Below are 13,791 nucleotides of genomic sequence, written 5' to 3'. Positions count from 1 at the left end.
TTTCCTCGTGTAAACGTTTCGCGCGAATTTGGTTTCGGTTTAATGAATCTTGAAATCGATGGGCACGCTGACCCAGCCGTCCTGGGCGACATCACCCTGCTTGGCCGGGACAAAACTCCAACGCTTCACGGCGTTGAGCGCCGCGTCGTCGAGTTGTTGCCGGCCACTGCTTTTGGCGATCTGGATTTCGCCCGGTTTGCCGGTGGCCAACACGTGCACTCGTAACAACACCGTGCCTTCCCAACCGCGACGCTGAGCCAGCGACGGGTATTCCGGCGCCGGGTTTTTCAGGTAGGCGGCATTGGCCGAAGCCGGGGTGACCGGTGCTGGCGCCGGTGGTGCGGGTGGAGCCGCGACCGGGGCGGTTGGTTGTGGCGGCGCCGGTGGTTGCTCGATAGCTTTGGGGGCTGGTTTGGGTGGCTGTTTGACCACCGGTTTGGGTTTCGGAATCGGCTTCGGTGGAGGCGGTTTTACCGCCAGTTCGTCTTCCACCGGCGGCGGAGTTTCGACCACTGGCGCAGGCGGTGGCGGCACGACAACCGGTGGCGCGGGCGGCGCCGGACGCGAGAATTCGATGGTCATCGGCGGAATTTCCGGCGGTACGATCGGCAGCACCGGCGTCGGTTTCTGGCTGATCCAGTAGATCACCGCGCCGTGCGCCAACAACGCCAGGACGCCAAGCAGGATCGCCTCGCGACGGCTCAAAATACCTTTTGGCGCTCGCTGCAAACGCAGCTGCCCCAACGGCACCCGATGAGGCCGGCCGAGATCGACCAGTTCGCCACTCGGCGTCTGACGCCACAGCAATTGCTCTGCGCTGGCGGCGGTCTGGACATTGCCCATTGATTCACTCCCTGCGGTCTTTTTGCGTTTTGTGTACCAAGCAATCGATTCGCCGTTTTTTGAATCCCCCAACGTGATCGATGGGTGAATCATTGGGCGAGACGCTTATCTCCGAAAGTAATTTTTGACGTTGTGCATAGAATCTTATGGAATATATGAACTGATCAATTTCACCAAAGCCACGGCCCATAAGGGCTGTAGCCTTCAGGCGAAAACAGCATGCTTTTCAGGCATTGAAAGTATTCGCGCAACGCATCGGCAAAGACCCGATGCGCGCCTCTGCTAACGACTGGCGTTGGTCTGCTGCACGCCCACCACCGGGGCAATCACAGCGGTCTCGGAGCGCGGCGTGCCCTGCGGCACCCAGTCATAACTCACAGGCAACGCGCGATACACCCAGTTGCTGACGGCATCGCTGCCCGGTGCTTTGCCCAGATATGGGCTGACGTATTCCCAGACGTTTTCGCCGCTGGCCGTGACCTGGAAAAACCGTCCGTTCATGCCCTCATCGATCAGCGTGTTGCCGTTGGGCAACCGCCGCGCACTGCTGATAAACGAGCTGTAGAACGCCCAGCCCGGCTGCTTCGAATTGGCGGCGCTGTACTGCCAGACGATTTCGTTTTTTACCGGATCAATTTCCAACACCCGCGAACCGGAAATCAGCCCAAGGGTGACGTTCGGATAACCCGCCGAACCCTGGTTATCGAACACCAGCACATTGCCCGCGCCAGGTAGCCCGGCCGGAATGATGTGGGCGTCATGCTGACCGACAAATTGATCGACCGGACGAGGCAGCGTCCGCGCGGTTTTCGGGCTGGTCAGGGGCAGGTTCGGCCCCAGACGCCAGACCACTTTGCCGCTGGTTTTGTCGATGATCGCGATGAAGTTGGCGTTGCGTGAATCAAACAACAGGTTGTCCGGATTGAAACGCTTGTCACCGGCATCGAACCACTTGTTCGGCCCGACTACGCTGAGGTTATTGATGTGCAGGTAGTCCGCATCCTCGCTGCCGCGCACCAGTTTCAATTGCTCTGGGGTGAAGCCGAACTCGTTGAGGTGCTCCGACGCCAGCCACTGCCATTTCACCGCACCGTCGGGGCTGACTTCATAGATCGCATCGTCGATCACCTCGGGGACTTTGAAGCCTTTGATCGGGTGCACTTTGTTCGCCAGCACCACGGTGTTGCCGTTGCTCAACCGGCGTTGATCGTGATGCTGCTGCGCCGAGCCACCGGGCGCCTTGTCGCCCCACTGCCAGACGACTTTGCCGTTCCAGTCCAATTCGCCGACGCTCTGATTGCCCAGACCATTACCGGCAGAACCGAGCTTGCCAGGGTCCTTGTCACTCAGTTGCAGCAGCACGTGGCCACGTTCGCCACCCACCAGTTTCGGATCGATGATCGCGGACGGGAAACCGGCCTGTGGCCAGTTCTTGACCTCGTTGCCATTCATGTCGATCAGGTGCGTCTGCTTGTCAGCGCCGCTGAAAATTACGTACTGGTTGAAGGCTTTGTCCGGGTCGTAACGGGTGACGCCGGTCGGGTAAACGCTGGGCGCGGCGAAGGCACCGGCGCTGAAAACCACGCTAGACAGCAACAGCGGGAAAGCGATCTTGATGGGCAACATGATGCAGCTCCTTGAATAACCAATCAGAAGTCGTAGCGACCGGTGACGCCCAATGTGCGCGGTGTGCCGAGCAGGCCTTCATAGCCGCCGTTGCCGCCCGTCCACAGGGTCGTGTAGTAGGTTTTGTCGAAGGCGTTTTTCAGCCATAGCGAGACGTCCCACTGACCCTGGTTGAAGTCGCCGCGCAGGCCGGTGGACAGGTTGACCACGGCGTAGCTCGGGATCTGCCCGTAATCGGAATCCTCGACCGTGCCGACGGCTTTGGAGCGGAAGGCATAGCTGCCGGTGACGTAAGGTTCGAAGCCGTTATCCAGATTCCATTTGTATTCGCCGTTGGCGTTGCCGATCCATTTCGAGGCGCCGACAACCTGATGGCCGCTGAGGTCGCAAGACGCTGGAGCACCCGGCGCCTGGCTGATTTCCGGCGGGCACGGTGCGTCTTTGTAGGAGAGGTAGCTGACGTCGTTGAAGGAGCCGTTGAAGTTCAGGGTCAGGCCGCGCAGCGGGATGATTGTGCTTTCAAACTCCACGCCGCGTGAGCGCACGGAACCGGCGTTGGTCAGGTATTGCACGCGGTTGACGTCGTCGTAGGCGTTGGTCTGATAGGCGTTGACCTGGGTCCAGAACACGTTGGCATTGAGTTGCAGACGGTGATCCCACAGGGTGCTCTTGAAGCCGAGTTCGGCGTTGTTGGCGCGCTCAGTGCCAATCAAAAGTGAATCGGCGCCCGCCGTCGGTGCAGAGCCGACAGCGAGGTTAACGCCGCCGGATTTCTCGCCGTGGGACACCGTCGCGTAACCGAGCACATCGTCGGTGATGCGATAGCTGAGGTTGAGCAAACCGGAAGGGCTCGAACTGTACTGATTGAGATCGCCGGAATCGTAAGCGCCGGTACGACCGCGCCGCGCGGTGGCGGCAGCACCGGTGACTGCCGCGCCACCGGCCGGCGCATCACGCGTTACCCACGCGGATTTTTCTTCATAGGTGCCACGCACGCCGGCAGTGAAATCCAGACGCTCGGTGAGGTGCCAGGTGCCTTGGGCGAACAGCGCGAAACTGTCAGTCTTGATGTGGCCGTTGCCGACGCTGTCAACGTTGGCCAAAGCACCGGCCGGCGTGCCGTTCCAGATGTCGGCTTGCGGGCCGTAATAGGCGAAGGATTTGTTATCCAGATCCGAGCCGAAGTAGTAGGCGCCGACCACGTAATCGAAGAATTCACCTTTGGGCGAAGCCAGGCGAAATTCCTGTGAGTACTGTTTGTCTTCCACCGAAACACCAGCGTTGTAAGTCGCCGCGACGTTGAGACCATCGTCATTTTTCGGGGTGAAATTCCAGAAGCGATACGAACTGATCGAAGTCAGGGTGAAATCGCTTGGCAGTGTCCAGTTCGCCTCGACCGAGGTGCCACCCTGATGCACGGTGACGTGTTGGTCGTTGTCCAGATTGACCTTGCGGTGCGAACCGTTGACCAGCGTCGCACCAGCGGCAGCCGCCCGCGCGGAGTAGAGATTGACGCCATTGATGGTCGGCCCGGTGTTGTACAGCACGCGGGTGCCGGCGCTGGAATCCTCTTCGTTGTAGTCACCGATCCAGCGCAGGTTGAAGTCTTCGTTGGGTTTGAACAGCAACTGCGCACGGAAGCCATCGCGTGAGCCGCCGTTCAGATCATGGCCGTTGTATTCGTTCTTGATGTCGCCGTCGCTACGGGTGCGATAGGCGGAAAAACGTCCGGCCAGTTCGTCGTTGAGCGGCCCGGAAATCGTGCCCTTGGTCTGGAAATAGCCGTCCTCGCCCACCGAGGTTTCGATGCTGCGCTCAGGTGTGAATGTCGGCGCGCGGGTGCTGATGTTGATCACCCCCGCCGTGGTGTTTTTGCCGAACAGCGTGCCCTGCGGTCCACGCAAAACCTCGAGTTGTTCGATGTCCATCAAATCGAACACCGCCATCCCCGGACGGCCGAGATAGACGTTGTCGATGTACAGCCCGACGCTGCCTTCCAGACCATCACTCGCCGGGTTGTTGCCCAGGCCACGGATCGACACGCTGGACTGCCGCGCATGCATGTAGGCGACGTTGACGCTCGGCACCAGTTGCTGCAAATCCTGAATGCGGTAGACCCGTTGCGTCTCCAGATTCTGCCCGCTGACCACGCTCATCGGGGTCGGCACATCCTGCGAACTTTCTTCTCGACGGCGGGTGGTCACCGTCACGGTTTCCAGCTGCGAACTGTTGGCCGCCGGTTTGCCTGCGGGCACCGGGGCCGGGGTTTCTGTTTCGGCGGCGTAGCTGTGAGTCCAGCTGGCGCTCCCTGCCAGCAACAGGGCCAAAGGCAGGCGTTTGAGCCGTCGTGGCGTTAAGGGTGACGCAAGGTTCAACGGACTCATGGCGCGGCTCCTGGTCAAAAAACACACAGACATCTTCAGCGCTGCATATTCTTTTAAGTTATTTATTTATGGATTTACAAATATTTACTGCATAAGAGATTGCCTTTATAAGGAGTCGACCTAATGCATATCCAATGCATTTCCCGGATATTTTTTATGTGAAAAATGCATATCGACTTACGGCAACTTCGTCACTTCATCGCCCTGGCTGAACAACGCAGCTTCGTTGCCGGCGCGCAGGCGGTGAACCTGTCGCAGTCGGCCTTCAGCCGCAGCATTCAGGCGCTGGAGCACAGCGTCGGCTGTCAGTTGGTTGATCGCGGTCGCAAGGAATTGCCGCCGACCAAACAAGGCCAGGTGCTGCTCGAACATGCGCGGCGGCTGGTCAGTGGCGCGCAGCAAATGGCCAACGAGATCAGCCAGTTCAATGGGCTGGAGGCGGGGGAATTGCGCTTCGGTTGCGGGCCGGCACCAGCAGCGGGTTTGATCCCGCGGGCGATCGGCAGCTTCATCGGTCGCTACCCGAAAGCGCGGGTGCAGTTTCAGGTCGATGACTGGCAGCGTTTGAGCAAGCGACTACTGAGCGAGGAGTTCGAATTCTTCGTCGCCGACACCCGGCAGTTCGAGGCCGATCCGGATTACCTGACCCACCGCTTGCGCCCGCGTAAGTGGCATTTCTGTTGCCGCGCCGGACATCCGTTGGCTGCTTTTGATCGGGTTACGGCTGAGCAGTTGATGAGCTATCCGCTGGCGGTGAGCATTCGGCCGCCGAACCTGCGCAAGGTGATTGTCGATCTCAGCGGGCGACCGGATTTCACCCCGAATGTGGAATGTGAAAACAGCTCGAGTCTGCTCAGTGTCGTGCTGCGCTCGGATGCAATCGGGATTGTCGGGGCGTATTCGGATGCGTTGCACCAGGCCAAGGGGGAGCTGGTGTGTTTGCGTATTGAAGGGTTGGCGGATGATTTGGAGGAGCTGTATACCCGCTATGGAGTTGTCAGCCGGGCGGGGTATCGGTTGTCGCCGTTGGCCGAGGCGATGATTGAGCAGATCAAAGCGATTGATGCGGTGGATGAGGAGGTGTGTTCACTGCAGAACCTTGCTGTCTGACCGACCGCTATCGCTGGCAAGCCAGCTCCCACAGGATTCGCGCCGAACATAAATCATGTGAACACCCCAGATACCTGTGGGAGCTGGCGTGCCAGCGATAGAGCCAGCCAGGGCGCCGATGCACTGCCTGCATAAAACCCATTCCCCAAATGCACTTGCCGAACACCCCCACCGAAAGCGAAAACCCTCGCCTGTCCCACTGACCGGTGAACCCATGTCCAACTCGCCAAACCCCGTGCGCAACGTGCTGTACATCATGTGCGATCAACTGCGCCGCGATTACCTGTCCTGCTACGGCCACCCACATTTGCACACGCCGAACATCGATCGCCTCGCCGCCGCCGGCGTACGGTTCAGCCGCGCGTACACCCAAGGCACGATCTGCGGCCCGTCGCGGATGTCGGCCTACACCGGGCGCTACGTCAGTAGCCATCAAGTGGCGTGGAACGCCGTGCCGTTGCCGCTGGAAGAACTGACGATTGGCGACTACCTGCGCCCCCACGGCATTCGCACCGCACTGGTCGGCAAGACCCACGCCACGGCGAATGTCGATGCCTTGCAACGCCTGGCGATCAATCCCGATAGCGAACAAGCCGAAATCCTCAACGAAGTCGGCTTCGAGCCCTACATGCGCCACGACGGCATTTATCCAGACGATCCGCTGTTCGACGACAAACGCGAATCCGCGCCTTACACCCATTACCTGCGCGAACAGGGTTTCGACGGCAAAAACCCTTGGCACGACTGGGCCAATGCCGCCGAAGGTGAGAACGGTGAAATCCTCAGCGGCTGGCAAATGCGTCATGCGAATTTGCCAGCACGAATTCCCGAGCAGCACTCAGAGACTGTCTACACTACAAATCGAGCCATCGATTTCATCACCGAGCAAGGCGAGAAATCGTGGTGTTTACACCTTTCCTACATCAAACCGCACTGGCCCTACATCGTACCAGCGCCGTACCACGCCTTGTACAGTACGAAATCGATTCTCAAAGCGGTCCGCTCGACGCCCTCCGAAGCCAGCAAACACCCCGTATACACTGCCTTTCGCCAGCATGAGGAAAGCCTCAACTTCTCCCGCGATTCAGTACGATTGACTGTAATCCCCACCTACATGGGTCTGATCAAGCAGGTGGATGATCAACTCGGACGGCTGTTCGATTTTCTGCAGAGCAATGGCCGTTGGGATGACACGCTCATCGTGTTCACCAGCGATCACGGCGACTTCCTCGGCGATCACTGGCTGGGCGAGAAAGAGTTTTTGCTGGAGCAGGCGGTAGGCGTGCCACTGATCGTGCGCGACCCTCGGCCGGCAGCAGATGGCACTCGCGGGACGGTGGATGATCGCCTCGCGGAAACCATCGATGCGTTGCCGACCTTTCTTCAAGCCTTGGGATTGCCGGGGGTGGCGCATCGGTTGGAAGGGCGTTCGTTGATCCCGCTTCTACACGGTGAAAACCCGGACTGGCGCCGCTATGCGATCAGCGAATACGACTACGCCTTTCAGGCCCCAGCGCGTGAGCGTTTGGGCCAGCCGATCGATCGTTGCCGGATGACCATGGTGCGCAGCGAGCGCTGGAAATACCTGGCGTACGACGGTTTTCGCCCACAGTTGTTTGATCTGCTGAATGATCCGCAGGAGCTGCGTGATCTGGGTGATGACCCGGAATTCGCGGCGGTACGCGAGGAGCATGCGGGTTATTTGTTTGAGTGGGTGCGGGGTCTGAAGCGGCGCACGACCATCAGTCATCAGGAGATTGATTTGCGTGGGCAGAGGTTTCGCTACGGTGAGCCGGAAACCGAGAAAGTCGTGCAGATCGGCGTGTGGTGAAAAAACATCGCTAGCAGGGCTAGCTCCCACAGGTTCTGCGTCGGTCACATCCATTGTGTTCGACGCAGATCCATGTGGGAGCTAGCCCTGCTAGCGATGGGGCCCGATCAGACGCCGACGATATCCGCGCCTTTGATGGTTTGACTGCGCTGCCCGTTCGCACCCACCGGCACTTCACCTTTGAGTGTCACCCGACGCACCACGCGATCCTGAGTGCCGTAATCATCAATCGCATAATGCTGCGTCGAACGGTTGTCCCAGATCGCCACGTCACCCGCCTTCCAGCGCCAGCGCACGGTGTTTTCCTGACGGATCACATGGCTCTGCAACAGCCCGAACAGATGCGCCGAATCCGCCTGCGAATAACCTTTGATGCGTTTGACAAAATGCCCCAGCAGCAAGCTTTTCTCACCGCTGATCGGGTGCACACGCACCACCGGGTGCTCGGTCTCGTAGACGGTTGAAGTGAAGACCTTGCGATAGCGCTCGAGCTTCTCTGCCGAGACGTCCGGCTTGGCGCTGGCGTAGTCGTATTCGTTGCTGTGCACGGCGACCAGTTTGTCGGCCAGTTCGCGCAGCTCGGTTGGCAAGCCGTTGTAGGCCGTCGCGGTGTTGGCCCACAGCGTGTCGCCACCGAAGGCCGGGGCGACCACCGAGCGCAGGATCGAGGCTTTCGGGTAGGCGTCGACGAAGGTCACGTCGGTGTGCCAAGAGTTGGCGCGCTGACCTTCGGCACCGTCCAGCTCAAGCAGATAACGCGTGCCTTCCCGCGACGGCACGGTCGGGTGCGCCACTGGCTCGCCGAGCAAATGGGCGAAAGCTTCCTGGCGTTGATCGTCGAGTTGGGTCTGTTCGCGGAAGAACACGACTTTGTATTGCACCAGTGCCTGTTGAATGGCTTCGACGGTGGCGGCGTCCAGCTCACCGGACAGGTGCACGCCACGGATCTCGGCGCCGATACGACCGGCCACCGGATGAATTTCCAGTGCGTGGACAGCGGGTTTTACTGCGAGTGCGGCATTGCTCATGGGTAGACCCTCATCGACTGCTTACGGTTGGACGGCAGCGAAACATCGCTCTATCTATATTCCATTTACATCTAATAGATATTCACATGCTTCGTTGACGGAATAAGAGCTTGCATTTAAAACCTCTAGCAACCCTCGTCGCAAATGCCTTCGAGCTATTTTTAGGATGCCGGAAAAGCATATGGATCTTCGCCAGTTGCGTTACTTCATCGCCCTCAACGAACACCGCAGTTTTGTCCGTGCGGCGGACGCGATGGGCATCACTCAACCGGCGTTCAGTCGCAGCATTCAGGGGCTGGAGCAAGAGTTCGGCTGCGTGCTGGTGGATCGCGGCAACAAGGATCTGCGCCCTACTCCCGAGGGCCAGGTGGTGCTGCAACACGCCTTGAGCCTGGTGCAGGGCGCGGCAATGCTGAGTGCTGAAGTGACGCAGATGACCAAGCTCGATGCCGGCGAGGTGCACTTCGGTTGCGGCCCGGCGCCGGCGGTGAAACTGGTGCCGGATGCGGTGGCGCAATTCATCAATGCGCACCCGAAAGTGCGCACCTGTTTTCAGGTGGATAACTGGGAAAAACTCAGTCGCGCCCTGAGCCGTGAGGAGATCGAATTCTTCATTGCCGACATTCGTCATTTCGAGTCCGATCCGAACTTCCAGACCCAGGCGCTGACACCCAAACGCGGGGTGTTTTTCTGCCGGCCTGGGCATCCGTTATTGGCCAAGGAAAGCCTGTCGACCAACGACATGTTCGACTACCCGCTGGCCACCACACGGATCCCGCCGGGCATTCGCAAACTGCTGGCAAACCTCAGTGGCCGCATCGATTTTTCCCCGACCATCGAGACCGAGCACTTTCCGGCGCTGGTGAAAGTGGTGCTGCAATCGAATGCGATCGGCGTGGGCACGGAAGAGGCGTTTGTCGAGGACATTGCCAAGGGTTCGCTGGTGCTGTTGCATTGGCGCAATCTGCCGCAGAACCTGGAGAGCATGAATGCGCGCTGCGGGATTGTCAGTCGCACCGGGTTCAGGTTGTCGCCAGCGGCGCGGGCGATGATTGAGACGTTGGTGGCGGTGGATCGGCAGGAAGACAGCGTCGCGATTTGAAGAGATCGTTCCCACGCTCTGCGTGGGAACGATCGGCGTACGTTAGAGCTTGGCAGCAGCCAACTCAGGCGCGACCCAATCATTCACCTTGAACGGCTTGCGAATCAGTTTCTGCTGCGCCGCCAGATCCACCTTGTCCTGCAAGTTGCCCAAGAACGCGGGATCCAGCGTCGACGGGAACACTTCACTGAGTTTCTGATCTTTCAGATCCTGGGTCAGGATCACCGGTGGATAACTCGCCAGACCCGACACCAGTTGCACATAGGCATCCTTGTTGCTGTCCTGGGTCAGCCACTCGACCGCCTGTTGCTGCGCCTTGAGCAATTTCGCCACCGCTTCCGGATGGGCGTCGACAAACTTGCCGGTGCCGACCAGAACCGATTGGACGCTGCCGGCACCGCCGAGATCCTTGGTGTTGAGCGGCAACTCGGCCAGTCCTTTGATCTGCAACGCCGCCAGCCCGGAACTGCCCCACGATGCATCGATTTGCTTCGCCGCCAGCGCGGCGGTCGCGCCGGTGAAGTCGAGGTTGATGACTTTCAGATCCTTCTCGCTCAAACCTTGGCTGGCCAGCGCCGCATCAAACGAGAGCTGCGTTGCCGTGCCACGGAAAATCGCCACACGCTTGCCCTTCAGATCCTGCAACGTCTTGATCCCCGACCCCGGCACCACGCCCAGATACTGCTTCACCCCGCGCGCACTGGCACTGAGCAACCGCGTATCGAGGCCATTGGACTTGCCGATGATCGCCGCCAGATCGCCCAGATAAGCCAGATCAACCTGGCCATTGGCGAACGCTTCGTTAATCACCGGCCCCGCCCCTTTGAAAAAACTCCACTGGATCTTGATGCCTTGATCGGCGAAGGCCTTTTCAAAGATCTGCTGATCGCGCAACACATCAACCACACCACCGCCACTGTGCTGCGTGCCGGCGCTCAGGTCGGGCACGGCGATTCTGATTTCCTTGAGTTCGTCAGCGTGAGCGGTGAGCGCGAGGAAACCCGCCAGCGCCGGGGCGGCAAACAGACTGATGACACGTTTGAATGGAAGGTTCATGGGTACAGCTCCTTGATCACGACGGGCGTTGAGGAGCCGAAAGTAGGCCGAATGCATACATTCACTTAAATACTATAAACGCACATTTTTATAGCTTTTAGCGCTAAGCAAGCAGTCACGGGGCTTACGGCGGTGTATGCATTAACAGCATCGAAAATATTCTTCGAATGCATTGGATGCGCGTGCACGGGAAGCCTTAAATGGCGCTGCTTATCTCTAAAAATACATTTTTATAAATTATTTATAACTTTTTGTTTGTAGCTAATACCGCTAAAGATCGCAGCCTTCGGCAGCTCCTACAGGGGCAATGCAATCTCCATGTAGGAGCTGCCGAAGGCTGCGATCTTTTGATCTTGACTCGATCTCGATCCAACCCGACAACGGAGGTCACCCATGGCCCGTCAATCCCTGCTCAGTTTGCCGCTGCCAGCGCCGCCACTGAAAAGCCGAAGCATTTCACCAACCATCAACCAACGTTTGTTGCCATGGCTGCTGCCCATCGGCCTGTTCGTTTTGTGGTGGCTGGCAGCGCGTAACGAATGGATGAGCGAGCAAATCCTGCCGGCGCCATCGCTGGTGTGGAACAGCGCCGTCGAGCTGGCGCAAGGCGAGTTATGGAGCCACTTGTGGATCAGCTTGCAACGGTTGTTCTGGGGCTTGCTTGCGGGGATTTCGGCGGGCGCCGTACTCGGTGCAGCGCTGGGATTCAGTCGCCGTCTGGAACGCCTGATCTTCCCGACTTTCGCCGGTCTGGCGCAGGTGCCAACGCTGGCGTGGATTCCGCTGTTCATGGTGTTTTTCGGCATCGGCGAAGTGTTGAAACTAGTGGTGCTGATCAAAGCCATCGTCGTCCCGGTGACCCTGCACACATTGGTCGGCGTGCGCGACGCCCAGCCAAAACTGCGCGAGGCTGCCGCCGTTTTGCGCCTGCCGCCATACCTGCTGATTCGTCGACTGGTATTACCCGCCGCCCTCCCCGCGTTCATGGCCGGCGTACGCTTGGCACTGGCGGCTGGGTGGACATCGCTGCTGGCAGTCGAACTGCTCGCCTCCAGCGAAGGCATCGGTTACCTGATGGTCTGGGCGCGGCAGCTGTTCATGCTCGACATCGTCTTCGTGTGCATCGTGGTGATTGGTTTGATCGGCGTGGCAATGGATCGCGGCATTGGTCTGCTCGACCGCAAACTGGTGCACTGGCCGCATCCCGCCACCGCCGAAATTCGTCGCGGCCCACGTTATGAAGGCTGGCAACGCCTGCAACCGTGGCTGCTGCCGCTGAGCCTGTTGGCGTTGTGGCAATTGGCGAACGATCAGCAGTGGGTCGATAACAACATTCTGGTCAGCCCGCTGGCCGTGTTGATCACTGCTTGGGACGGTGTGCTCGACGGCACGTTGATCAGCGGCATGGCTCTGAGCCTGGGCCGCACCCTCGGCGGCTTGTTGCTGGGTGGCGGACTAGGTTTCGCCCTCGGCCTGCTGCTGGGCCTGTCGCGTACCAGTGAACGACTGCTCGGCCCGACCCTCGCCGCCCTCCGCCAGATCGCCATCTTCGCCTGGGTGCCGTTGCTCACCGCGTGGTTCGGCCTGGGCGAACTGGCGAAGTGGGTGTTCGTCGCCCTCGCCGCGTTCTTTCCACTGTTCATCGCCACCCAACGCAGCGTCGCCAACCTTTCGCCGCAACTCAACGAAGCCGCACAAGTCATGCGCCTGAGCCTCGGTCAGCGCCTGCGTCGGCTAGTGCTGCCGGGCGCTGCGCCGGGGATTTTCGCCGGTCTGCGCCTGAGCCTGATCTACGCCTGGCTCGGCACCATCGGCGCTGAATATTTCATGCCGTCCAACGGCGGCATCGGCAGCCAGATGATCGGCGCGCAACAACTGCTGCGCATGGATCTGATCATGGCTTGCATGCTCTTCGTCGGCCTCACCGGCGCCCTGCTCAACCTTATTGGCCAACGCCTGGAAATTCGCGCGACCCGCTGGAGACACGCATGAACGCACCCATTGTCAGCTTCACCCATGTAGGCAAATCCTTCGACGTCGACGGTTTCGAACTGGAGGCGATTCGCGAATTCAACCTGGACATCGCCGAGGGCGAATTCGTCGCCATCGTCGGTTCCAGCGGCTGTGGCAAATCGACGTTGCTGCGCTTGTTGATCGGTCTCGATACGCAGTTTCGCGGGCAGATCAGCGTGGACGGCAAAGCCGTCAGCGGTATCGGCGGCGAGCGCGGCATTGTCTTTCAGGAACACCGTTTATTTCCGTGGCTGACCGTCGCTGACAATATCGGCCTGGGCCTGGTCAACGAGCCGCTGAGCGCTGCGCAAAAGCAAAAACGCATTGACGACTTCATCGATCTGGTCGGCCTGCGCGACTTCACTCGCGCCTATCCGCATCAACTTTCCGGCGGCATGGCCCAGCGGGTGGCGATTGCTCGCGGCCTGGTCGCCAGCCCGCGCATTCTGCTGCTCGACGAACCCTTCGGCGCCCTCGATGCGCTGACCCGCCAGCAGATGCAGGACGAACTGCTGGCGATCCGCGACCGCGCAAAAATCACCACGATCCTCGTCACCCACGACGTCGAAGAAGCGATCTTCCTCGCTGACCGCGTGGTGGTGATGGAGCCGCGTCCGGGACGGATCAAGCAAGTGGTCGATATTGCGCTGCCGCATCCGCGCCAGCGCAGCAGTTTCGATTTCCATCAGTTGCGTGAAGAACTGCTCCACGAACTGACCAGTGATGACCATTACCAACCGAGCGTGCCGGTGCAGATCCGCGATCTGCCGCTGACGTTCATTGCCTGCTGAACAGGAG

At 59.6% G+C, this 13,791-nt stretch carries 10 protein-coding genes; 5 read left to right on the top strand and 5 right to left on the bottom strand.

Going from position 1 to position 13,791, the window contains the following annotated elements; genetic code table 11:
- Positions 1–39: 39 nt before the first annotated feature.
- The 3 genes from AC3Y64_RS01115 to AC3Y64_RS01105 all read right to left on the bottom strand — a co-directional run bounded on the left by AC3Y64_RS01115 (position 40) and on the right by AC3Y64_RS01105 (position 4,853).
- Positions 40–843, bottom strand: a complete 804-nt coding sequence (locus AC3Y64_RS01115) for an energy transducer TonB (RefSeq protein ID WP_489986139.1) — start codon at positions 841–843, stop codon at positions 40–42.
- 282 nt (positions 844–1,125) lie between these two features.
- Positions 1,126–2,469, bottom strand: a complete 1,344-nt coding sequence (locus AC3Y64_RS01110) for an aryl-sulfate sulfotransferase (protein WP_489986138.1) — start codon at positions 2,467–2,469, stop codon at positions 1,126–1,128.
- A 23-nt stretch (positions 2,470–2,492) separates the two neighbouring features.
- Positions 2,493–4,853: a TonB-dependent receptor gene (locus AC3Y64_RS01105; RefSeq protein WP_489986137.1), complete on the bottom strand. Its 2,361-nt coding sequence runs from the start codon at positions 4,851–4,853 to the stop codon at positions 2,493–2,495.
- A gap of 165 nt (positions 4,854–5,018) precedes the next feature.
- Between AC3Y64_RS01105 and AC3Y64_RS01100 the strand changes: the two genes are divergently transcribed.
- Both AC3Y64_RS01100 and AC3Y64_RS01095 read left to right on the top strand, forming a co-directional pair.
- Positions 5,019–5,963: a LysR family transcriptional regulator gene (locus AC3Y64_RS01100; protein ID WP_489986136.1), complete on the top strand. Its 945-nt coding sequence runs from the start codon at positions 5,019–5,021 to the stop codon at positions 5,961–5,963.
- Positions 5,964–6,177: 214 nt separating this feature from the next.
- Complete coding sequence (locus AC3Y64_RS01095; RefSeq protein ID WP_489986135.1) at positions 6,178–7,794, top strand: alkaline phosphatase family protein; 1,617 nt, start codon at positions 6,178–6,180, stop codon at positions 7,792–7,794.
- Positions 7,795–7,901: 107 nt separating this feature from the next.
- Here AC3Y64_RS01095 and AC3Y64_RS01090 read toward each other — a convergent pair whose 3' ends face one another.
- Positions 7,902–8,822 carry a TauD/TfdA dioxygenase family protein gene (locus AC3Y64_RS01090; protein ID WP_053116486.1) on the bottom strand — a complete coding sequence of 307 codons (921 nt, stop codon included), beginning with the start codon at positions 8,820–8,822 and terminating at the stop codon, positions 7,902–7,904.
- Between the two features lie 181 nt (positions 8,823–9,003).
- Here AC3Y64_RS01090 and AC3Y64_RS01085 point away from each other — a divergent pair, with 181 nt between their 5' ends.
- The gene (locus AC3Y64_RS01085; protein ID WP_489986134.1) at positions 9,004–9,924 is read left to right on the top strand and encodes a LysR family transcriptional regulator; all 921 of its coding nucleotides are present in this window, start codon (positions 9,004–9,006) and stop codon (positions 9,922–9,924) included.
- Positions 9,925–9,966: 42 nt separating this feature from the next.
- Here the strand turns inward: AC3Y64_RS01085 and AC3Y64_RS01080 are convergent, their stop codons facing one another.
- Positions 9,967–10,980, bottom strand: coding sequence for an ABC transporter substrate-binding protein (locus tag AC3Y64_RS01080; protein ID WP_489986133.1), 1,014 nt, complete (start codon positions 10,978–10,980; stop codon positions 9,967–9,969).
- Between the two features lie 393 nt (positions 10,981–11,373).
- Between AC3Y64_RS01080 and AC3Y64_RS01075 the strand changes: the two genes are divergently transcribed.
- On the top strand, positions 11,374–12,972 hold the full coding sequence (locus AC3Y64_RS01075) for an ABC transporter permease (protein WP_489986132.1): 1,599 nt from the start codon (positions 11,374–11,376) through the stop codon (positions 12,970–12,972).
- A complete protein-coding gene (locus AC3Y64_RS01070; RefSeq protein WP_489986131.1) occupies positions 12,969–13,784 on the top strand; it encodes an ABC transporter ATP-binding protein in 816 nt (271 codons plus the stop codon). Before AC3Y64_RS01075 ends, AC3Y64_RS01070 begins: the two co-directional genes overlap by 4 nt.
- Positions 13,785–13,791: the final 7 nt, after the last annotated feature.

Source organism: Pseudomonas sp. 4CAES_32.4 (assembly GCF_058136335.1).
Note: the sequence above shows the minus strand (reverse complement) of the source record. Positions and strands in the feature narration are given on the sequence as shown.

Coding starts and splice junctions, on each gene's coding strand:
- AC3Y64_RS01085 (WP_489986134.1), top strand. CDS start 9,004: ATGGATCTTCGCCAGTTGCGTTACTTCATCGCCCTCAACGAACACCGC.
- AC3Y64_RS01090 (WP_053116486.1), bottom strand. CDS start 8,822: ATGAGCAATGCCGCACTCGCAGTAAAACCCGCTGTCCACGCACTGGAA.
- AC3Y64_RS01100 (WP_489986136.1), top strand. CDS start 5,019: ATGCATATCGACTTACGGCAACTTCGTCACTTCATCGCCCTGGCTGAA.
- AC3Y64_RS01115 (WP_489986139.1), bottom strand. CDS start 843: ATGGGCAATGTCCAGACCGCCGCCAGCGCAGAGCAATTGCTGTGGCGT.
- AC3Y64_RS01095 (WP_489986135.1), top strand. CDS start 6,178: ATGTCCAACTCGCCAAACCCCGTGCGCAACGTGCTGTACATCATGTGC.
- AC3Y64_RS01080 (WP_489986133.1), bottom strand. CDS start 10,980: ATGAACCTTCCATTCAAACGTGTCATCAGTCTGTTTGCCGCCCCGGCG.
- AC3Y64_RS01110 (WP_489986138.1), bottom strand. CDS start 2,469: ATGTTGCCCATCAAGATCGCTTTCCCGCTGTTGCTGTCTAGCGTGGTT.
- AC3Y64_RS01070 (WP_489986131.1), top strand. CDS start 12,969: ATGAACGCACCCATTGTCAGCTTCACCCATGTAGGCAAATCCTTCGAC.
- AC3Y64_RS01075 (WP_489986132.1), top strand. CDS start 11,374: ATGGCCCGTCAATCCCTGCTCAGTTTGCCGCTGCCAGCGCCGCCACTG.
- AC3Y64_RS01105 (WP_489986137.1), bottom strand. CDS start 4,853: ATGAGTCCGTTGAACCTTGCGTCACCCTTAACGCCACGACGGCTCAAA.